Source organism: Marivita sp., assembly GCF_022763305.1.
Lineage (GTDB): Bacteria > Pseudomonadota > Alphaproteobacteria > Rhodobacterales > Rhodobacteraceae > Marivita.
Genome location: NZ_JALEGT010000053.1, coordinates 33632 through 54770, shown reverse-complemented (window position 1 = coordinate 54770; position 21139 = coordinate 33632). Strand labels below are relative to the sequence as shown.

The 21139-nt window shown below is 62.0% G+C and carries 19 protein-coding genes and 1 pseudogene; 18 read left to right on the top strand and 2 right to left on the bottom strand.

The window, feature by feature from the left end:
• Positions 1-2 precede the first annotated feature (2 nt).
• The gene (locus MRY75_RS10590) at positions 3-2762 is read left to right on the top strand and encodes a [protein-PII] uridylyltransferase (RefSeq protein WP_292307619.1); all 2760 of its coding nucleotides are present in this window, start codon (positions 3-5) and stop codon (positions 2760-2762) included.
• A 30-nt stretch (positions 2763-2792) separates the two neighbouring features.
• Entirely contained in the window at positions 2793-4682 is a 1890-nt protein-coding gene (locus MRY75_RS10585; protein ID WP_292307618.1) for a DUF4214 domain-containing protein, read from the top strand.
• A gap of 89 nt (positions 4683-4771) precedes the next feature.
• Here the strand turns inward: MRY75_RS10585 and MRY75_RS10580 are convergent, their stop codons facing one another.
• The gene (locus MRY75_RS10580) at positions 4772-5071 is read right to left on the bottom strand and encodes a hypothetical protein (RefSeq protein WP_292307617.1); all 300 of its coding nucleotides are present in this window, start codon (positions 5069-5071) and stop codon (positions 4772-4774) included.
• A gap of 299 nt (positions 5072-5370) precedes the next feature.
• Between MRY75_RS10580 and murJ the strand changes: the two genes are divergently transcribed.
• On the top strand, positions 5371-6921 hold the full coding sequence (murJ, locus tag MRY75_RS10575; RefSeq protein ID WP_292307616.1) for a murein biosynthesis integral membrane protein MurJ: 1551 nt from the start codon (positions 5371-5373) through the stop codon (positions 6919-6921).
• On the opposite strand, the gene MRY75_RS10570 is transcribed toward murJ, so the two are convergent.
• Positions 6909-7598: a rhomboid family intramembrane serine protease gene (locus MRY75_RS10570; protein WP_292307614.1), complete on the bottom strand. Its 690-nt coding sequence runs from the start codon at positions 7596-7598 to the stop codon at positions 6909-6911. The genes murJ and MRY75_RS10570 overlap by 13 nt on opposite strands.
• A gap of 77 nt (positions 7599-7675) precedes the next feature.
• Between MRY75_RS10570 and trpS the strand changes: the two genes are divergently transcribed.
• The 15 genes and pseudogenes from trpS (at position 7676) to MRY75_RS10495 (ending at position 21096) form a co-directional block, all read left to right on the top strand.
• Positions 7676-8710: a tryptophan--tRNA ligase gene (gene trpS / locus MRY75_RS10565; protein WP_292307613.1), complete on the top strand. Its 1035-nt coding sequence runs from the start codon at positions 7676-7678 to the stop codon at positions 8708-8710.
• Positions 8711-8863: 153 nt separating this feature from the next.
• Positions 8864-9727 (top strand): branched-chain amino acid aminotransferase, encoded by an 864-nt coding sequence (locus MRY75_RS10560; RefSeq protein WP_292307612.1) that lies wholly within the window; start codon positions 8864-8866, stop codon positions 9725-9727.
• Between the two features lie 77 nt (positions 9728-9804).
• A complete protein-coding gene (locus tag MRY75_RS10555) occupies positions 9805-10260 on the top strand; it encodes a universal stress protein (protein ID WP_292307611.1) in 456 nt (151 codons plus the stop codon).
• Positions 10261-10325: 65 nt separating this feature from the next.
• Complete coding sequence (locus tag MRY75_RS10550; RefSeq protein ID WP_292307609.1) at positions 10326-10880, top strand: hypothetical protein; 555 nt, start codon at positions 10326-10328, stop codon at positions 10878-10880.
• A gap of 74 nt (positions 10881-10954) precedes the next feature.
• Positions 10955-11518 (top strand): NifU family protein, encoded by a 564-nt coding sequence (locus MRY75_RS10545; protein ID WP_292307608.1) that lies wholly within the window; start codon positions 10955-10957, stop codon positions 11516-11518.
• Positions 11508-12083 (top strand): tRNA (adenosine(37)-N6)-threonylcarbamoyltransferase complex dimerization subunit type 1 TsaB, encoded by a 576-nt coding sequence (gene tsaB, locus MRY75_RS10540; RefSeq protein WP_292307606.1) that lies wholly within the window; start codon positions 11508-11510, stop codon positions 12081-12083. Before MRY75_RS10545 ends, tsaB begins: the two co-directional genes overlap by 11 nt.
• A gap of 23 nt (positions 12084-12106) precedes the next feature.
• On the top strand, positions 12107-12547 hold the full coding sequence (locus tag MRY75_RS10535) for a GNAT family N-acetyltransferase (protein ID WP_292307604.1): 441 nt from the start codon (positions 12107-12109) through the stop codon (positions 12545-12547).
• Between the two features lie 95 nt (positions 12548-12642).
• A complete protein-coding gene (locus tag MRY75_RS10530; RefSeq protein WP_292307603.1) occupies positions 12643-13638 on the top strand; it encodes a BMP family ABC transporter substrate-binding protein in 996 nt (331 codons plus the stop codon).
• Between the two features lie 96 nt (positions 13639-13734).
• Positions 13735-15297, top strand: a pseudogene (locus tag MRY75_RS10525) (ABC transporter ATP-binding protein); the annotation flags it as partial.
• 409 nt (positions 15298-15706) lie between these two features.
• Positions 15707-16798 carry an ABC transporter permease gene (locus tag MRY75_RS10520; protein WP_292307601.1) on the top strand — a complete coding sequence of 364 codons (1092 nt, stop codon included), beginning with the start codon at positions 15707-15709 and terminating at the stop codon, positions 16796-16798.
• Entirely contained in the window at positions 16798-17763 is a 966-nt protein-coding gene (locus MRY75_RS10515) for an ABC transporter permease (protein ID WP_292307599.1), read from the top strand. Before MRY75_RS10520 ends, MRY75_RS10515 begins: the two co-directional genes overlap by 1 nt.
• 162 nt (positions 17764-17925) lie before the next feature.
• Positions 17926-18840: a sulfite exporter TauE/SafE family protein gene (locus MRY75_RS10510; protein ID WP_292307598.1), complete on the top strand. Its 915-nt coding sequence runs from the start codon at positions 17926-17928 to the stop codon at positions 18838-18840.
• A gap of 149 nt (positions 18841-18989) precedes the next feature.
• A complete protein-coding gene (locus MRY75_RS10505; RefSeq protein ID WP_292307596.1) occupies positions 18990-19904 on the top strand; it encodes a sulfite exporter TauE/SafE family protein in 915 nt (304 codons plus the stop codon).
• On the top strand, positions 19904-20665 hold the full coding sequence (locus MRY75_RS10500; RefSeq protein ID WP_292307594.1) for a TIGR02186 family protein: 762 nt from the start codon (positions 19904-19906) through the stop codon (positions 20663-20665). The genes MRY75_RS10505 and MRY75_RS10500 overlap by 1 nt, the downstream gene beginning before the upstream one ends.
• Positions 20665-21096 (top strand): thioesterase family protein, encoded by a 432-nt coding sequence (locus MRY75_RS10495; RefSeq protein WP_292307592.1) that lies wholly within the window; start codon positions 20665-20667, stop codon positions 21094-21096. The genes MRY75_RS10500 and MRY75_RS10495 overlap by 1 nt, the downstream gene beginning before the upstream one ends.
• The last annotated feature ends 43 nt before the right edge of the window (positions 21097-21139 follow it).

Below are 21139 nucleotides of genomic sequence, written 5' to 3'. Positions count from 1 at the left end.
GCATGACCAATCCATCCGAGGCCACACCGGCCTCGGATGATTTTTCCGACATCCTCGATGTGCCTGCCCTGCAAGACAGGATGTGGGCCGCCATCGGTGACGCCTCCGATGAACGCGCAGTCCGCAGCGCGGTGGTCAGCGTCCTCAAGGACGCGCAGAAATCCGGTCGCGCGGCCGTTGCGGCCCGCCTTGACGCGCAACCCCGCAATGCCTTGCCCGTGACGACCGGGTATACATGGCTCACCGACCAATTGATCACCCTGACGTTCGAGGCGGTCACGGGCCGTGTGCACCGCAACCCGAACCCGACCGAGGGCGAACGTCTTACCGTGCTGGCCGTCGGCGGCTACGGGCGCGGCGAGATGGCTCCCTTCTCCGATGTCGACCTGCTGTTTCTCACCCCCTACAAGATCACCGCCTGGGCCGAGAGCGTGATCGAGTCCATGCTCTACATCCTGTGGGATCTGAAGCTGAAGGTCGGGCATTCCTCGCGCACCGTCAAAGACTGTCTGCGTCTGGGCGCCGACGATTTCACCATCCGCACCGCGATGCTCGAACACCGCTTTCTTGTCGGCTACGAAGCCTTGGCCGACGAGCTCGACACAAAGCTCTGGAACACCCTCTTCAAAGGCACCGAGGTCGAGTTTGTCGAGGCCAAGCTGGCCGAACGCGACGCCCGGCACGTCAAGCAGGGCCAGCGCTACATGGTCGAACCCAACGTGAAAGAGGGCAAAGGCGGCCTGCGCGACCTTCAATCGCTGTTCTGGATCGCCAAGTACATCCACCATACCGATGATCTGGGCAAACTCGTGCGGGCCGGCGTCTTCCGACCTGAAGAGTTTCAGACCTTCGTCAAGGCTGAGAATTTCCTCTGGGCCGTGCGCTGCCACCTGCACCTCGCCTCGGGGCGCGCCACCGAACAGCTTACCTTCGACATGCAGGTCGAGGTCGCCGACCGCATGGGCTATGTCGACAAGGGCGGCCGCCGCGGGGTCGAGATCTTCATGCAGGATTTCTTCCGCCACGCCACCTCCGTCGGCGATCTGACCCGCATCTTCCTGACCTCGCTCGAGGCGTCGCAGCAAAAGGAACCGCCGCTTCTGATGCGGCTCTTCAAGCGTCAGCCCAAGACGCGGGACGGCTACGAGGTGGTGAACAATCGCCTCGCCATCATCGATGATGCCGCTTTTCTGGCCGACAAGATGAACCTGCTGCGCATCTTCGAAGAAGCGCTGCGCACCGGGCTTCTGATCCACGCCAACGCGATGCGCCTGATCAGCGCCAACCTGCATCTCATCGACCGCGACATGCGCAACGACAAGGAAGCCCAGCGCATCTTCCTTGATCTGCTGCTCAAACACGGCAACCCCGAACGCGCCCTGCGCCGAATGAACGAACTGGGCGTGCTCTCTGCCTTCATCCCCGAGTTTGAACCCATCGTGGCGATGATGCAGTTCAACATGTATCACCATTACACGGTGGACGAACACACGATCCAATGCATCTGGCACCTGAGCGAGATCGAGAACGGCCATCTTGAAGAAGACCTGCCCGTCGCCAGTTCCATCCTCAAGGACGGCGTCAACCGAAAGGTACTCTACATTGCCCTTCTGCTGCATGACATCGGCAAGGGACGGGACGAAGACCACTCCGTTCTGGGCGCCAAGATCGCCCGCAAGGTCGCGCCCTGTCTGGGCCTGAACAAACAGGAATGCGCCACCGTCGAATGGCTGGTACGCTATCACCTGCTGATGTCCGACATGGCTCAGAAACGCGACATCGCCGATCCCCGGACCGTGCGCGATTTCGCCAAGGCGGTGCAGACGCGCGAACGGCTTGACCTGCTCTGCGTGCTCACCGTCTGCGACATTCGCGGGGTCGGGCCCGGCACGTGGAACAACTGGAAAGCCGTGCTGATCCGCGCGCTCTACCGTCAGACCCGCCGTGCGCTGGAAGACGGGATGGAGGCACTCAACCGCGAAAACCGCGGGGCCGAGGCCAAGAAGGCGTTGCGGGATGCGCTCGCCGGGTGGGACGCCAAGGACCTCCGCATCGAAACGGCGCGACACTACCCGCCTTACTGGCAGGGCCTGCATGTCACCGCGCACAAGGTGTTTGCCGAGCTGCTGCGCGACATCGGCGACAACGAGATCCGCATCGACATCCATCCCGACGAAGACCGGGATGCCACCCGCGTCTGCTTTGCCCTGTCCGACCATCCCGGCATCTTTTCCCGGCTGGCCGGCGCGTTGGCGCTGGTGGGGGCGAATGTCGTCGATGCGCGCACCTTCACGTCCAAGGATGGATTCGCCACGGCAGCCTTCTGGATTCAGGATGGTGACGGTTCGCCCTATGAAGACGTGCGCATCCCGCGCCTGCGCGACATGATCTCCAAGACATTGCGCGGGGACATCGTCCCGCGTGAGGCAATCAAGCCGCGCGACAAGATCAAGAAACGGGAACGGGCCTTCAACGTTCCGACCTCGATCACCTTCGACAACGAAGGATCGGAAATCTACACGATCATCGAGGTCGACACCCGCGACCGCCCCGGCCTGCTTTTCGATCTGACCCGGACACTGGCAAATGCCAATGTCTATATCGCCTCGGCTGTCATCGCGACCTATGGCGAACAGGTGGTCGACACCTTCTATGTCAAGGACATGTTCGGCCTGAAATTCCACTCCGAAAGCAAACAGAAATCGCTCGAGGCGAAACTGCGCACCGCCATTTCCGAAGGTGCTGCGCGCGCCAAAGAATGACCTCCGCGAAGAGGCAGTCAGGACAGACCCATGCAATTTACCTATACCGGCAACAACACGCGCTTTCTCGAACAGTCGTTCTTCGACCCCAATGGCGCGCTGGCGGTGGACATCTCTCTCGTGTCGCCGCTCGAAGCTGTGATCACCCACACCCTGTACACCCAGGCCAATGTATTCGTCGTCCTGCGAGGACTCGGTTTCGATCTGGACGCTGCCGGCAATTTCCGGTCGGGTGTGATCACGGAACTCGAATTCAACGGTCTCGAAATCGAGCAGGCCCGCGTCACCGACATCAATTGGTCCGCTGAGGCATTTCAGGACGCGCTGGTCGACATTGCCGAGCGATCCGACTTTTCCGGTCTGGCCCAGCTGTTCAACAGCTCGCCGCAGATCTCGGTCGATGCCAGTAACGGACTTGGCGGGTTCGATCAGGAAACGGCCTGGGCCGGTTTCCTGCCGTTGATCACACGTCCGATCCTGCTCACCGGGTCGCGCTTTGACGAGATCGTCGCCGGCAGCGGCGGCGATGATTACATCGACACGGGCACAGGATCGCAAGATGGCGACACCATTGTCGGCAGCTTCGGCAGTGACACGATCGCGTTCAGCGCGCCCAAGGGTAGCAACGGGCCGGGCTATGTCCTTGATTACGATGGGATCGACACGCCGGTCACCTTCGCTGTCGATGGCGTGACAGAGACTGCGACGGTCAGCTCCGCAACCTTTACGGACACCCTGCTGAACGTGGGCAACGCGCTGTCCGAGTATCTTGGCATGGAAGGCACCGCGGGTGCCGATACCTATGACATTCGCCTCTCGACCGGTCAGGTCGCCTCGATGATCGGGGGGCCCGGCGCCGACGTCTATACCGTCGATCCCGGCGCAGGCCTGCCGATCCTCGATTTCCTGTTCTCGGATGCCACGGCCGGACTCGAACTGGATTTTGCAAGTGGTTTGATTTCCAATGATGGCTTTGGAAATTCCGAAGTCTTCACCTTTACCACGCTGCCCGAGCTGGCCGTCCTTTTTGCCACCGACCTCAATGACCGGGTCAGCGATGGACCGGGCGACCAGTTGGTCCGGCTTTACAACGGCGATGATCTCTTTCTTTCCGACCTGTCCGGCGACGACAGCATCGATGGTGGAAACGGCGATGATACGGTGCGTTTCGACACCATCGCGCAGGGCGAGATGACCCTGAGCTTTGAGGGAACCTTGACCACGGTCACGGATCGCTCGGACCCGGCTGGACGTGCGACACTGCTGAGCGTGGAGACCCTTGAAACGGAGGGCGGCGTACAGCTCGAGCTCGACAAACATGATGGCATCGGCCAGATTTCCGCAGACGATCTGACCACGCTGACCGAGCTTTACATCGCGTATTTCGATCGCGCGGCAGACGCGCTTGGCCTCTCGTTCTGGGCCACAGCCTTTTCGAAGAACGGCTTTACCTTTGATGCCATCGCGGATCTTTTCTTCACCCAGCCAGAGACCGTCGCCCTCTATTCCGGGGTGAGCGATGGCGACTTCGTCACAGCCGTTTACAACAATGTTCTCGGGCGCGCTCCGGATCAGGCCGGGTTCGATTTCTGGACCGAGCAGCTGGGTGCAGGGACTGTCACCGAGAGCGGCTTCATCCTCGACCTGCTTGACGGTGCGCGGGCCGCTACAGGTTCTGCGGCCGATGTCGCCTTCATCGAAGCCAAGACCGATCTGGGGCTCTATTTCGCCGTCATCCAGGGACAGAACGACCTGACTGCGGCCAATGATGTCATGGATGCTTTCGATGGCAGCGCCGAAAGCCTGGCGACCGCGCGATCGCTGTCGGATGCGGCTCTTGCCGATGCCCAGAGTGGCAGCACCGACCTTTTGATGCCGGTGATCGGTGTCATCGACAATCCGTTTGCGGCGATCGCCTGACACCTGCCGAAACCGCGCCACGAGCCACGCCCAGAGGCACTGCAGCGCCACAAGACCGGGCATCGCCTGCACGGTTTTTTCCGTGCAGATCACCGCAGCCATCCTGCCTGTGCCTGTTCGGCCAGCCCCTGTTCGGCAACCGCTTGCCGCAGGCGGTCTTCGTCGCGCCGCTTCAGGTCGGCGTGCATGTCGCGGTACTTCCGGTCGGCGCGCGTCGCCTCGAACAGCGCGCGTGCCTCGGTGATGGGGACAAGCCCCGCAATCGGCTTGCCCCGGCGCAGGATCGCGTAGCGTGCCCCGTGATTGACCTCGTTCAGGACAAACCGCAGATGGCTGCGCAGCCAATCGGTATGGATGTCCTCGATAGGTGACAGGTTGTAGGAATACACGTTCGAATCCCGAGCATGGCAGATCGTGCCACTGTGACTCGCAAGCGTTGACAAAAGGTAAGCGCGCCGTGCGCAAGCGTCCGCTGGGCCGGATTTCGTCAACCGTACGGACGAACCTTACGGTTCGCGGGTGTCTGCCGTACGGTTGCACCCACCCAAGAGGGAAAACCCGCAAACGCCCTTGAAATCGGCCGGGAAAAGGCCCTGAACCGTACGGCAGACTGCCCCGAACCGGACAAGAGGTACTTTTCGCCGGTCGATTTCTGCTCTACGCCGGACGTCACGCGCAAGGAGCCAGCATGAAACCGATCCGCCTCATTTCCGGTGTTCTGACCGTCGGCTTCTGGACCCTGATGAGCCGCATTCTGGGCGTGCTGCGCGAGGTCATGATCCTTGCCCTGATCGGCCCCGGCCCCGTCATGGACGCCTTCGTCGCAGCCTTCCGTCTGCCGAACATGTTCCGCCGCTTCTTTGCCGAAGGCGCCTTCAACGCCTCCTTCGTTCCCATGTTTTCCAAACGGTTGGAAACCGGGGATGACCCTGTCGGTTTTGCCACACAGGCCCTGTCGGGACTGACTTTCGTGCTGCTGATCCTGAGCGCCGTCGCCATGGTCTTCATGCCGGGTCTGGTCTGGCTGACCGCCGGAGGATTTGCCGGAGACGTGCGTTTCGACTTGACCGTCGAATACGGTCGCATCGTCTTTCCCTACATCCTCCTGATGTCGCTGACAGCGCTTTTCTCAGGCGTTCTGAACGCCACAGGCCGCTTTGCCGCGGCGGCGGCGGCCCCTGTCTTTCTGAATATTTTCGTATGTTTTGCAATGGCTTGGGCGGCCTATTCGGGTGGAGAGGTCATTCGCTGGCTGATCTGGACCGTGCCTGTGGCGGGTCTTGCACAGCTGGCGCTCGTCTGGGTTGCGGCGGACCGCGCCGGCATCAGGCTGCGCCCGTCACGGCCCCGCTGGACACCCGAGATGAAACGGCTGGTCGTGGTCGCGGTCCCGGCTGCGCTGGCCGGAGGGGTCATGCAGATCAACCTTCTGGTGGGGCAGCAGGTGGCGTCGCATTTCGACAAGGCGGTGGGCTGGCTCTATGCCGCGGACCGGCTCTACCAGCTGCCGCTTGGGGTGGTAGGCATCGCCGTTGGGATCGTGCTGCTGCCCGACCTGTCCCGACGCCTCGGTGCGCAGGACGATGCCGGCGCCAAACATGCGTTCTCCCGCGCCGGAGAGCTGTCGCTGGCGCTGACCGTCCCAGCAGCGGTTGCGCTGGTCGTCATCCCCCTGCCTCTGGTGTCGGTGCTTTTCGAACGCGGCGCAACCGGAGCGGATGATTCCGCGGCCATCGCAATGGCTGTTGCGATCTACGGTCTGGGCCTGCCCGCCTTCGTTCTGCAGAAGGTTTTGCAGCCGCTGTTCTTTGCGCGCGAGGACACGAAATCCCCTTTTCGATACGCGGTCTGGGCGATGGTCGTGAACGCGGCGGTGGCCGTCGGTCTGGCGCCCGTGATCGGGTGGATTGCCCCAGCCATCGCCACCACGCTCGCGGGTTGGGTGATGGTCGGAATGCTCGCACAGGGCGGACGCCGGATGGGGGATGTCGCACGGTTCGATGCGCGGTTCCGCAGGCGGATTTGGCGGGTGTGTCTGGCCTCGGCCGCCATGGGTGTCGTTCTATGGGGCTGCACCGTCCTGTTGGGTCCGGTCCTCGCCATGGCTGGCATTCGCTTCATTGCTCTTGCTGCGCTGATCCTGATCGGGATGGTCAGCTATGCCCTGATCGGACAGGCCGTCGGGGCGTTCGCGCTGCGCGAATTCCGGGACGCGTTCCGACGCCGTCAGTTGCGCTGACGCAGTCGGGCGACGAGTTTGGCCCAGCCGCCGGGGACAAGCACGGTGCTCAGGGCAAAGCCAATGGCAAAGCCCCCGAGATCAGACACCCATTCGGAGTTCGATCCGAAAAGCAGCCCGAAAATCAACTGGATCGCCAAGAGGAACCCGATCAAGGTGAACGCCCGAAGCTGCTTTTCGCCCAACTGACCGAGACGCAGCCAGAGCAGGTAAGTAAACCCGCCGATCAGACCATAGACCGCCGGAAAAGCCCCGATCAGAGGCGCCGGGCTGCCGACGAACAGCGCGTAAACCAACGCGCCGCCTGCAGCCGAGACGAAGAAGATCAGCACGACAGCGATGCTGCCCATCGCCTCTCCCACCATCTTGCCAAGGGCAAGGAGCATCACACCCGCGAACAGCGCGTGGGTAAAGCTCGCGTGGACAAAGGGATAGGAGAAAAAGCGCAGCACATGCTCCACCGGCCAGCGTCCGGTGCTGCGCATCCAGTCGAAGATCTCGGGCGAGAAGGCATAGCGTTCCAGCGTGGCAAGCCGCCATCCGACAGCGCCAGGTCCGCCAACGATCCCACGCGATCCGAGGGTCAGGACAAGCTCGATCCCAATGATGACGAGGAACAGCGCGATCACCACGGGCGGCAATGGGTTCAGAGGGGGTTCGTTGTGCGGATGGCTCACGGCGCGGGCCCTTGCTTGACGGCACTTTGGGTCATGGGTAAGGCACCAGCACCAGATTTGCCAGATGGAGTTTTGCCATGTCCGAGGGGGTCCAAACCTCTCCCGCGTTCACACCCCGGGTTTTTTCGGGGATCCAGCCTTCCGGAGGGCTGACGCTGGGCAACTACCTTGGCGCGATCAAGCGCTTTGTCGAAAAGCAGGACGAGGATTACGAGACGATCTATTGCATCGTCGATCTGCACGCGATCACCGCCACACTGTTCGAACCGGACGCGCTGCGCCGTCAGACCCGTGAATTGACAGCGGGCTACATCGCCTCGGGTCTCGACCCTGCGAAGTCCATCCTCTTCAACCAGAGCCAGGTTGCCGAACATGCGCAATTGGCGTGGATTTTCAACTGCGTCGCCCGAATGGGCTGGATGCAGCGCATGACCCAGTGGAAGGACAAGGCGGGCAAGAACCAGCAGAACGCATCCCTCGGTCTGCTGGCCTATCCGGCACTGATGGCGGCGGATATTCTCGTTTATCACGCGACCCATGTGCCTGTGGGCGAGGACCAGAAACAGCATCTGGAACTGACCCGCGACATCGCGATCAAGTTCAATCACGATTACGGCGTGGAGTTCTTCCCGGTGACCGAACCAGTCATCGAAGGCGCCGCGACGCGCGTCATGAGCCTGCGCGACGGATCGAAGAAAATGTCGAAATCCGACCCGTCGGATGCCAGCCGCATCAATCTGACTGACGATGCCGATGCGATTGCGCAGAAGATCCGCAAGGCCAAGACTGACCCCGATGCCCTGCCCTCCGAGGTCGAGGGCCTCGAAGGCCGGCCCGAAGCGCGCAACCTTGTCAACATCTACGCCGCTCTGGCCGAGACGTCGGTCGAGGCCGTGCTGCGCGATGTTAGCGGCAAGCCGTTCTCGGAATTCAAACCGATGCTGTCGGACCTGGCGGTCGCCAAGCTCGCCCCGATCTCGACCGAGATGGCGCGGCTGATGCAGGAACCTGACGAGATCGATGCAATCCTGAAAAAAGGGTCGGACCGCGCACGCGAAATCGCATCTCCAATCCTCAAAAAGACTTACGAAATCGTCGGGATGGTGTCCTGATCTGCAGTCGGACACGCGGGATGCCGTACTGAATGGCATCCCGCAGTTCTTCCTTCGAAGAGACCGAGGTGCCTTGAGACATCTTGGCCCCCGGCACGCTCTGGACCTTCCTCAACCATCCCCCTAACCTCGCGCGCAAAAAGGGAGGTCGCCATGGCAACCGGCACGAACATCCACACCTATTTCAATGGCACATGGCACAATGGTGACGTGGCCGTCATGAACGCCGCCGATCACGGCGCGTGGCTGGGCAGCGGCGTGTTTGACGGTGCCCGTTTTGTGAATGGCGTCGCGCCTGACCTTCTGGCCCATTGCGAACGCGTGAACCGCTCGGCAGAGGCGCTGATGATCACGCCCACCGTCAGTGCCGAAGACATGGTGCAGATCGTCTGGGACGGTCTTCGCGCCTATTCCAAGGACACAGCCGTCTATATCCGCCCGATGTACTGGGGAATCGACGGCGACCAGACCGCGATTGTCCCGCAGCCGGGCAAGACTGGGTTCGCCATCTGCCTCGAAGAGATCCCGATGGCACCGGAAACCGCCAGCGTGTCGCTGGGCAAGACCCGGTTCCGCCGCCCGGTTCTCGAAAGCGCGGTGGTCAATGCCAAGGCCGGTTGCCTGTATCCCAACAATGCGCGGATGCTGGCCGAAGTCCGCGCGCGCGGTTTCCAGAACGCGCTTGTGACCGATGCAATGGGCAATGTCGCCGAAAGCGCCACGGCCAATGTCTTCATGGTCAAGGACGGCGAGGTTTTCACCCCCATCGCCAATGGCACCTTCCTTGCCGGCATCACACGAGCACGGCACATGACCAACCTGCGCGCCGACGGCACACCGGTGCACGAGACCGTGCTCACGTTCGACGATTTCATGGATGCCGACGAAGTCTTTCTGTCCGGCAACATGAACAAGGTCACACCGGTCGTCGGGTTCGAGGACATCAGCTACCAGGTCGGGCCTGTGACCCGCCGGGTTCGCGAGATGTACTGGGATTGGGCGCATTCCGCCGCCTGACCTCTGTCTGCCTGCAGGACCCAAGCTCTATTGCGTGCGCCTGTGTCCTGCGTCATGATCTTGGCGGGAGAACCTTTATGCGTAAGTTTCTTGTCGTGCTGGATGACAGCCGCGAATGCCTGAACGCGATGCGCTTTGCGGCGATGCGCGCAGCCCATACCGGCGGCGGGGTGGAAATTCTGTCGATCATCCCCGCGGATGAGTTCAATCACTGGATCGGCGTGGGCGAAGTCATGCGCGAGGAAGCGCGCGAGCGGATCCATGCGCATTTCGAAGTCTTCGCCAAATGGATGCGCGACAAGCAGGGAGTCAATCCTGAACTGGTGATCCGCGAAGGCGAAGCCGTGGCCGAAATCATCGCACAGGTCCAGGACGACCCGGAAATCGGCGTTCTCGTGCTGGGCGCCAATTCGGGCAAGAAAGGCCCCGGCCCGCTTGTGACGCAACTGACCAAGAATGCGGGCAGCCTTCCCATTCCGATCACGATCGTGCCGGGAGAGCTGTCCAAGGAACGGCTCGAAGCCATCACCTGACACGGCCCTTCGCGTCAGGTGACAGGACCCGGACGGGTGCCGATGCCATGACGAAGGAGCGACAGATGACGGCTTTTCCCGAGACAGGCGCTTTGCGGATCGTGCGGTCGATGTGTATCGGCGTCCTGCTTCTTCTGGCATCGCACGCGACTGCGCGGGAAGACGGGCATATCACGCTGCGTCTTCCGGATGAGGAACTGAACCTGCCGCTCAGTGCGGGCCACAGCGATTGGACCAGTTCACAGGGTTTCGTGCAGGTCAGTATCCTGACCCGACCGGACGACCTCGACACCTGGCAACGGTTCCAATCCCTCAGGCTGGCTTTCGATCTGCTGCGCAACCGCGCGCAGATGCCCGAAATGTCGCTGCTGCGCAGGACCGGAGATGCCGCATTCGAACGGTGGTACGGGCGAGCGGATCGCGGTGGACTGTCGGTCACCGTAAGCGATCAGGCGCGCAACGGGGACCTGCTGCATATCCGAGGCAAATTCGCCGGCACCCTGGGGAGAAGCCGGGATTTTGGCCAGACGATCGACATTTCCACGCCAATGCCCGTGTCCGGCACATTCGAGGTCACGCTGATGCCGATTGCGAGGTCGCGCCAAACGTCCGATCCATGACTTAGAATGGTTCTAATCCTTGACGCTGCAAGCCGCGCACCGCATATATGACCCAACCACCAGGAGGTGTTGCCATGTTTATCCAAACCGAATCCACGCCCAACCCCGCCACGCTCAAGTTTCTGCCCGGCCAAACCGTGCTGGACATGGGAACGGCCGATTTCCCGAACGCAGAAGGCGCGTCGGCTTCGCCGCTGGCCTCGCGTCTTTTTGCCGTTTCCGGTGTGAAAGGCGTGTTCTTCGGGCACGACTTCGTCACCGTGACAAAGGATGACGGCACGGATTGGGATCACCTGAAGCCCGCGCTTCTGGGTGCCATCATGGAACATTTCCAGTCTGGCGATCCCGTCATGGCCGGCGACGCGCAGGCCCCGTCGGGACATGCAGAGCACGACGGCGAAGATGGTGAGATCGTTGGCCAGATCAAGGAATTGCTGGACAGCCGCGTGCGTCCGGCAGTGGCGCAGGATGGCGGTGACATCACGTTCCACGGCTTCGACCGCGGCGTGGTTTACCTGCACATGCAGGGCGCCTGCGCAGGATGCCCGTCCTCGACCCTGACTCTGAAGATGGGGATCGAGAATCTGCTGCGGCATTACATCCCCGAAGTGACCGAGGTGCGCCCGGTTGCTGTCTGACACGACCCTTCTGGCGTTCGACACATCGGCTGCGCATTGCGCAGCCGCTTTGTTTTGCGACGGGCGGATCGTGGCGACCCGCGTCGATGACATGGCGCGCGGTCAGGCAGAACACCTGATGCCCATGCTCGAAGACCTTCTAACCGAACATGGCCGGGTTTGGGCCGATCTGACCCGCATCGGCGTCGGTGTTGGCCCCGGCAATTTCACCGGTATCCGCATCTCCGTTGCGGCCGCACGTGGATTGGCTCTGGGGCTTGGAATACCCGCCATCGGGGTATCGACCCTTGACGCGCTCCAGCACGTGCATCCCGGCGCGATCACCGCCGTGCCCGCACCCCGCGACATGATTTACGCCCAACGCCCCGGTGCAGCGCCGCAACTGGTTGCTCCGGCAGATGCTCCCGGCGCGATCCAGTCGGACGATCCTCACAAGCTGATCGCCGCGATGGCCGAATGTGCAGCTCTGGCAGATGCCGATCAGGCGTCTCGGCCCAAGCCGCTTTACATCAAACCGGCGGACGCGGCCCCGTCACGCGATGCGCCCCCGGTGATGCTGTCGTGACACCTGACAGATTGGCAGCCCTGATGGACCGCGCCTATGTCCAGATGCGGCCCTGGTCCGCCAGGGACATCGCCGACACACTGTCTGCCAGTCACAATCTGATCCTCACCCGCGACCACGGATTTCTGATCGCCCAAATGGTTGCTGACGAATGTGAAGTACTGGCGTTGGCTACGGACCCGGACGCGCAGCGTAGGGGCGTGGCGTCCGCGCTTTTGTCAGATCTCGTCGCCAGAGCTGCAAAAAACCGTGTCACCCGGATCTTTCTGGAAGTGGCACGACGGAACGAACCGGCCAAGGCGTTTTACTCTGCGAAGGGATTCGCGGCGGTCGGCACGCGGCGCGGCTACTACACCCTGCGTGACGGCACAAAAGACGATGCCTTGCTGCTTTCTCTGGCCATTGACCAAGATCAGGGCCATCGTGCGCCAACGTCACATGGCTCTGACACAAAAAGCGGTTGAACTATCGTTCGCAGCCAGCCTTAATTGCATCCGATCACCCGATCTAACCAAGCGACGCAATCAAGCCGTCGCAGTCCAACATCTGGGAGCTGCACATGACCCTCATGACCAAACTTTACGGTGCCGCCGCTGCTTTGGCGCTCACCGCAGGCGCGGCTGTTGCCGAGCCGGCCCTGATCTTCGATCTGGGCGGCAAGTTTGACAAATCCTTCAACGAAGCGGCCTTCAACGGCGCTGTCCGCTGGGCCGAGGAAACCGGCGAGACCTTCCGCGAGATCGAGCTTCAGTCCGAAGCGCAGCGCGAACAGGCGCTCCGCCGCTTTGCCGAGAACGGCAACAACCCGATCGTGATGACGGGCTTTGCCTTCGGCAACGTCCTGTCCGAAGTGGCCCCCGATTACCCCGACACCAAGTTCGCCATCATCGACATGGTCGTCGATCAGCCCAACGTGCGTTCGGTCGTCTTTAACGAGCATGAAGGCAGCTACCTTGTCGGCATGATGGCCGCGATGGCGTCGGACTCCGGCACTGTCGGCTTTATCGGCGGCATGGACATCCCGCTGATCCGCAAGTTTGCCTGCGGCTATGCCCAAGGTGTCAAGGCCGTGAACCCGGATGCCACGGTTGTCGCCAACATGACCGGCACCACTCCGGCCGCATGGAACGACCCGGTTAAGGGGTCCGAGCTGACCAAGGCGCAGATCAGCCAGGGCGCTGATGTGGTTTATGCCGCTGCTGGCGGCACCGGTGTGGGCGTTCTCCAGACCGCAGCTGACGAAAACATCCTGTCCATCGGTGTGGACAGCAACCAGAACTACCTGCACCCCGGTCAGGTTCTGACCTCGATGATGAAACGCGTCGACAATGCCGTTTATGACGCGATGAAGGCGGGCACCGATCTGGAAACCGGCATCAACGTCATGGGCATCGCCAATGGCGGCGTCGGCTACGCCTTGGATGAGCACAACGAGTCGCTCGTCAGCGCCGAGATGAAAACGGCTGTCGATGATGCCGCCGCAAAGATCGCCAGCGGCGAACTGGCCGTGCATGACTACATGTCGGACGACAGCTGCCCGGCACTGAGCTTCTGATCCGATCAGATAACGCGTAAATGTACGGAGCGGCCGGTCACGGCCGCTCCGCCATGTATCGGGCACCAGACCCGAAGACTGACGCAGGGATAGGTCATGAATACAGCTGTTGCCGCCCCCGAAACGGACGCCCTTCTTGCGCAGGTGCCATCTGCAATCCAGCTCAAGGGCATTTCCAAGGCGTTCGGCCCGGTTCAGGCCAACAAGAACATCTCGATCAGCGTCAAACCCGGTACGATCCACGGCATCATCGGTGAAAACGGCGCCGGCAAATCGACCCTGATGTCGATTCTCTATGGCTTTTACAAAGCCGATTCCGGCCAGATTTTCATCAATGGCAAGGAAACCCAGATCCCCGACAGCCAGGCCGCGATCAAGGCGGGCATCGGCATGGTCTTCCAACATTTCAAGCTGGTGCAGAATTTCACCGTCCTTGAAAACGTGATCCTCGGTGCCGAGGATGGCCCACTGCTCCGCCCCTCGCTGAACAAGGCGCGCGGCGTGTTGAAGCAATTGGCCGAGGAATACGAACTGAACGTCGATCCCGACGCGATCATCGAAAACCTGAGCGTTGGACACCAGCAGCGCGTTGAGATCCTCAAGGCGCTTTACCGTCAGGCCGACATTCTGATCCTGGATGAGCCCACCGGCGTTCTCACGCCCGCGGAAGCCGATCACCTGTTCCGCATCCTCGACAACCTGCGCAAAGAGGGCAAGACGATCATCCTGATCACCCATAAGCTGCGCGAGATCATGGAAGCCACCGACACCGTGTCGGTGATGCGCCGCGGCGAGATGACGGCGACAGTCAAGACTTCGGAAACCAGCCCCGAACGGCTGGCCGAGATGATGGTGGGCCGTAAAGTCTTGCTTCAGGTCGACAAGAAACAGGCCGTCCCGGGCAAGCCCGTGCTCGAGGTCGAAAACCTGCGTCTGATCGACGACAAGGGTGTCGAACGGCTCAAGGGCATTTCGCTCAACGTGCGGGCGGGGGAAATCCTTGGCATCGCCGGGGTGGCAGGCAACGGCCAGTCCGAACTGCTCGAGGTGCTGGGCGGCTATGCGAACGCCACGGGCACGATCCGCGTGAACGGGCAACAGATCGACCTCAGTGGCGCTCATTCCGACGGTCAGTCACGCCGTGCGCGCGGCATTGCGCATGTGCCCGAAGACCGCCACCGCGAAGGGCTCATCATGCCGTTCACGGCTTGGGAAAACACGGTCTTCGGCTACCACCGCGATCCGAAGATCCAGTCCGGCCCGCTGATGAACAACGCCGCGATCAAGGCCGAAGCGGCGGCAAAGATGGAGCGCTTCGACGTACGCCCGCCGAATCCGAAACTCGCCGCGCGCAATTTCTCGGGCGGCAACCAGCAGAAGATCGTTCTGGCCCGCGAGATCGAACGCAACCCGGATATCCTTCTGGTGGGCCAACCCACACGCGGCGTCGATATCGGCGCCATCGAATTCATCCACCAGCAGATCATCCGCCTGCGCGACGAGGGCAAGGCGATCCTTCTGGTGTCGGTCGAACTTGACGAGATCTTCTCGCTGTCGGACCGCATTGCGGTGATGTTCGACGGCCAGATCATGGGCGAACGCATCCCGTCCGAAACGAACGAACAGGAACTGGGCCTGCTGATGGCCGGGATTACCGACACGGCCCACGCCCATATGCCCGCATCCCCCATGGCAATGACCGAGGAAGAACTGCAAGAGGCAGCCGAGGCCCCGGTCGATGCGCCTGCAACCGACGAAACCGAGGTTGCCAAGGCGGACACGGCACCCGACGCCGCACCGGACACCACTGAGACGCCGCCCGCGCCTCCGGAACACACCCCGTCCGAGGAGGACAGTGTCAGGGATGTCGCAGCCGAGGATCCCAAGGCGGCACCCGTACAGTCCGACGACACGGCGAGCTTCAGCACCGATCCCGTGCCTGTCGAAGCACCAGAACCGAAGACCGACTCGATCAGCCTCGCCAGCCTGAGCGCGACTATCGCCCAGTCCGCCCCCGAGCGGCCAAAGGTCGAGGACACCAAGAAAGACCCCGAGGAGAGCGACAAAAATGGATAAGATGCCCGGTTGGACCGACGCGGTCCTCGTCCCTCTGATTTCGCTCCTGCTGGCCGCGATCCTGTCGGCGCTGGTGATCATCGGTATCGGCGAAGACCCGGTTGCCGCTTTCAAGCTGATGGTCGATGGCGCGCTGATGCGGTCTTCCGGCTGGGGCTACACGCTTTACTACGCGACCAACTTCATTTTCACCGGCCTTGCCGTGGCCGTCGCCTTCCATGCCCGCCTGTTCAACATCGGCGGCGAAGGCCAGGCGATGATCGGCGGGCTGGGTGTGGCGCTCGCCTGCCTCTATATCCCGTGGCCGAACTGGTATGTCGCACTGGTCGGCGCAACGGTGTCAGCCGCCATCTTCGGCGCGCTCTGGGCGCTCATCCCGGCCTATCTGCAGGCCAAGCGCGGCAGCCATATCGTGATCACGACGATCATGTTCAACTTCATCGCCGCGGCCCTCCTGAACTATGTCCTCGTGAACCTGCTGCGCCCCCAAGGCGCGATGGACCCGGCGACCGCCCGCTTTCCCGAAGCCACCCAACTGCCCACGTTTCAGGATATGTTCTCGACCGCTGAAACCGCGATGTTCCGGGGCGCACCGGCAAACGTGACCTTCTTCTTGGCCATCGCGATGTGCCTTGTGGTCTGGCTGCTGATCTGGCGCACTAAACTGGGCTATGAAATCCGCGCCTTCGGCCAGTCGGAATCGGCGGCGAAATATGCGGGCATCAGCCCGGTCAAGATCACCGTCGTGGCCATGCTCATCTCGGGCGGCCTTGCCGGGATGATGGCGCTCAACACCACGATGGGCGAGGCGGAACGCCTTGTCATGAACGCAACCGAGGGCGCGGGCTTCATCGGCATCGCCGTCGCCCTGATGGGCCGGTCACATCCATTGGGGGTTCTGCTGGCGGCGCTCCTCTTCGGTTTCCTTTACCAGGGTGGCGCAGAGCTTGCCCTCTGGACCAATATCCCGCGCGAACTGATCGTCGTGATCCAGGCACTGGTCATCCTCTTCACGGGCGCGCTCGACAACATGGTGCGGATGCCGCTTGAAAAACTCTTCCTCGCCTCCCGGAGGAAAGCCTGATGGATTTCGTCACCCTGCTTCAGGTGCTCGACAGCACTGTTCGTCTGGCAACGCCGCTTCTTCTGGCCTGTCTCGCCGGCCTCTTCAGCGAACGCGCAGGCATCTTCGACATCGGCCTCGAAGGCAAGATGCTGGCCGCCGCCTTCTTTTCTGCCGCCGTTGCCGCGATCACCGGCGATGTCTGGCTCGGGCTTGGGGCCGGTGTGCTCGCGTCGCTTGCGCTCTCACTGCTGCACGGGCTGGCCTCGATCACCTTCCGCGGCAACCAGCTGATCTCGGGCGTCGCCATCAATTTTCTTGCCGCCGGCCTGACGGTCCTGATCGCTCAGGACTGGTTCAGCCAGGGCGGGCGCACCCCGTCGCTGATCGGTGAAGGCCGGTTCGAGGGCATCACCCTGCCGGGCGTGGAGGCCATCGCGGGCATCCCGCTCATTGGCCCGATCTATGGCGAGCTGATCTCGGGGCATTCGATTCTTGTCTATGTGGCCTTTGCCATGGTGCCGCTGACCTGGTGGCTGCTCTATCGCACCCGCTTCGGCCTGCGCCTGCGCGCCGTCGGCGAGGCGCCCGAAGCCGTGGATACCGCGGGCATCTCGGTTGTCGGGCTGCGCTTTGTCGCCGTCGGGATCTGCGGCGTGCTCTGCGGCATCGCCGGAGCCTACCTTGCCACCGCCCTGCAGGCAGGGTTTGTCAAGGACATGACCGCAGGACGCGGGTTCATCGCGCTGGCCGCCCTGATCTTCGCCAAGTGGCGGCCATGGTATGCGCTTTATGCTTGCCTGCTCTTCGGCCTCCTGCAGGCGGTGGCGCTGAGATATCAGAACATCGACCTTGGCGCGTTTGTCGTGCCGGTTCAGGTCATGGACGCACTGCCCTACATCCTCACCGTGGTGATCCTTGCGGGCTTTGTCGGCAAGGCGATTCCGCCGCGCGCCGGGGGCGAGCCCTACGTCAAGGAACGCTGACAGCCGGGTTAAGCGGGCGTTTCCGTCAACGGAAACGGGTGATGCGTCGACGCATCACCCGCGCCCTTTGCTAAGTCCAGTTGACCGCCACCGTTAGGTCCTTTTCGCACCTGCGGCACCGCTTCGCTTGAAACGTGTGTCCGGATGCGACTAAGCACGAATATGCAGATCTACCTTCCCATTGCAGAAGTCTCCGTAAACATCTTCCTGCTGTTGGGGTTGGGCGGTCTTGTGGGGATGCTGTCCGGCATGTTCGGCGTGGGCGGTGGTTTTCTGATCACCCCGCTTCTGTTTCTCGTCGGCATCCCGCCCGCCGTCGCGGTCGCGACTTCGGCCAACCAGATCGTCGGCTCTTCTGTCTCGGCCCTGCTGCCGCATATCCGAAGACGCAACGTGGATTTCCGCATGGGCAGCGTGCTTTTGGCCGGGGGTCTCATGGGGTCCGCGCTGGGGGTGTATGTCTTCAACTTCCTCAAGTCGCTCGGACAGGTCGATCTGATGGTCAACCTCTGCTACGTCATCTTCCTTGGCGTGGTCGGCAGCCTGATGTTCATCGAAAGCCTGAACGCGCTGCGCAGGTCCAACCGCGGCGTCGCGCCGAAGCGGCGCAAACACAATTGGGTCCACGGCATGCCGTTCAAGGTGCGGTTCCGGGTGTCGGGGATTTACATCTCGGTCATTCCCCCGCTGCTCGTGGGGCTGCTGGTCGGTGTGTTGTCGGCGATCATGGGGGTCGGCGGTGGTTTCATCATGGTTCCCGCGATGATCTACCTGCTGAGCATTCCCACAAAGGTCGTCGTCGGCACATCGCTCTACCAGATCATCTTCGTCACCGCCTTCACGACCCTTCTGCATGCGACGACGAACTATACCGTCGATATCCTGCTTGCTCTGCTCTTGCTGATCGGCGGCGTAGTCGGCGCGCAATTCGGTGCGATTGTCGGCGCCAAGCTCAGGGCCGAACAGTTGCGCATCCTTCTGGCCGGGCTGGTGCTTCTTGTCTGCGTCAAGCTGGCGATCGACCTCAAGCTCCAGCCCTCCGACCTCTATTCGCTGACGGATGGGGTGGCGTCGTGATGGCGGCGGTTCCTGTCGCCATGCGGGCGGACCACCCGTTCAGTCGCGGGCCAGCCCATGACGACACGAACCGGACTGCGCCGCTGGGTCACTGGGCATGGGCGCCTTCGACGCTTGAAACCGCAAAGTCCTTGAGGCTACAGAATAACATGCAGATCTACCTCCCCATCGCCGAGATTTCGGTCAATGCCTTCCTGCTGCTGGGCCTTGGCGGGATCGTCGGTGTTCTGTCGGGCATGTTCGGGGTCGGCGGGGGCTTTCTGATGACCCCGCTGCTGTTCTTCATCGGTATCCCGCCGGCGGTGGCGGTGGCGACCGAAGCGAACCAGATCGTCGCGTCCTCGTTTTCCGGCGTTCTGGCGCATCTCAGGCGCAAGACGGTCGACCTCAAGATGGGAACGGTGCTGCTGGTCGGAGGTCTGATCGGCGCGGGCCTTGGTGTCTGGGTCTTCAACTACCTGAAAAGCCTCGGTCAGGTCGATCTGCTGGTCAAGCTTTGCTACGTCGTCTTTCTTGGCGTCATCGGATCGCTGATGTTCGTCGAAAGCCTGAACGCGATCCGCAAGACGCGCTCGGGTGCCGCGCCAAAGCGTAAGAAGCACAACTGGATTCACGGTCTGCCCTTCAAGATGCGCTTCCGCACCTCCGGTCTCTACATCTCGGTGATCCCGCCGGTGATCGTGGGCATTGCGGTGGGTATTCTGGCCGCGATCATGGGTGTCGGCGGTGGGTTCATCATGGTGCCGGCGATGATCTACCTTCTGGGAATGCCCACCAAGGTGGTTGTGGGCACATCGCTGTTCCAGATCATTTTCGTCACTGGCTTCACGACGCTGCTGCACGCCACCACGAACTATACCGTGGACATGGTGCTGGCCGTTCTGCTGCTGATCGGTGGCGTGGTCGGGGCCCAGATCGGCACGGTGATCGGGGCAAAGCTCAAGGCCGAACAGTTGCGCATCCTGCTCGCGATCATGGTGCTCGCGGTCTGTGGCAAGCTGGCGCTCGATCTGCTGATCCAGCCTTCGGAACTGTTCACCATCGGCACGGCGGGAGGTCACTGATGTTGATCCGGCTTCTCCTGCTTCTGATTGCCCTGGCAGCCCCCTTGCGGGCAGAAGAGGTCGTTTTGGGCCTGAGCCAGGACCAGGTGTCGATCTCGACCAATTTCGACGGATCGGAAATCATCATCTATGGCGCCATCAAGCGGGAAACCCCCATCCCGCTCGATCAGCCTTTGCAGGTCATCGTGACCATTGCAGGCCCACAGGAACCGATCACCGTCCGACGCAAGGACCGCGTGCTGGGCATCTGGGTCAACGCCGCGGCGATGGATGTCTCGGCCGCCCCCAGCTTTTATGCCATCGCCACCTCTGCACCATGGGGCGATGTCATCAACGAAGCCGACGACCTGCGCCACAACGTATCGATCCCGCGCCGCATCCGGTCGATCGGGGCCTGGTCGCAGGTGGCCAATCCGCAGGAATTCATCGACGCGCTGGTCCGCATCCGCATGAAAAACGGTCTCTATGTGCTGGCCGAAGGCGCGGTGGATTTGCGGGAGTCGACCCTGTTCAATACGGCAATTCAGATGCCCGCGAACCTGACAGAAGGGGAATACGCGACACGTGTCTTCCTGACGCGCGGGGGCAAGGTCGTGTCGAAATACGAAACCAGCATCGACGTCCGCAAGGTCGGACTCGAGCGCTGGCTCTACAACCTGTCGCGACAGCAGCCGCTGGTTTACGGGCTTCTGTCCTTAGCCATCGCCATCGCGGCAGGATGGGGCGCGTCCGCCGCCTTCCGCCTGATGCGATCCGGCTGATGGCCCGAACGCCGCCCGGAACCCGCGCGGAGTACCGCGCTTTCCGCACCCTGCCGACGCGATGGCAGGACAATGACGAATACGGACATCTGAACAACGCCACGTATTACGCGCTTTTCGATACCGCTGTCAGCCTCTGGCAAATGGATCAGGGCATCGAGATCCGAGGCCCCAACGCAACGCGCTTTCTCGTGGTCGAAAGCGGCTGCCGCTACCATGCCGAAATGGGCTTTCCAGACATCCTGACGGCTGGCATCCGGATCGCCCATATCGGCACCTCGTCCTTCCGGTACGACATCGCGCTGTTTGCCAATGACAATGAGACCGCCGGCGCCGAAGGGTTCTTCACTCAGGTACACGTTGATGACCGGAACCGTCCCGCCCCTCTGGCAGAGACGGTCCGGAAGATCCTGTCAGGGCTGAAGATCTAGGAGAGATTCAATTTTGTCGGGAAGATTCCTCGGGTTACTCTTC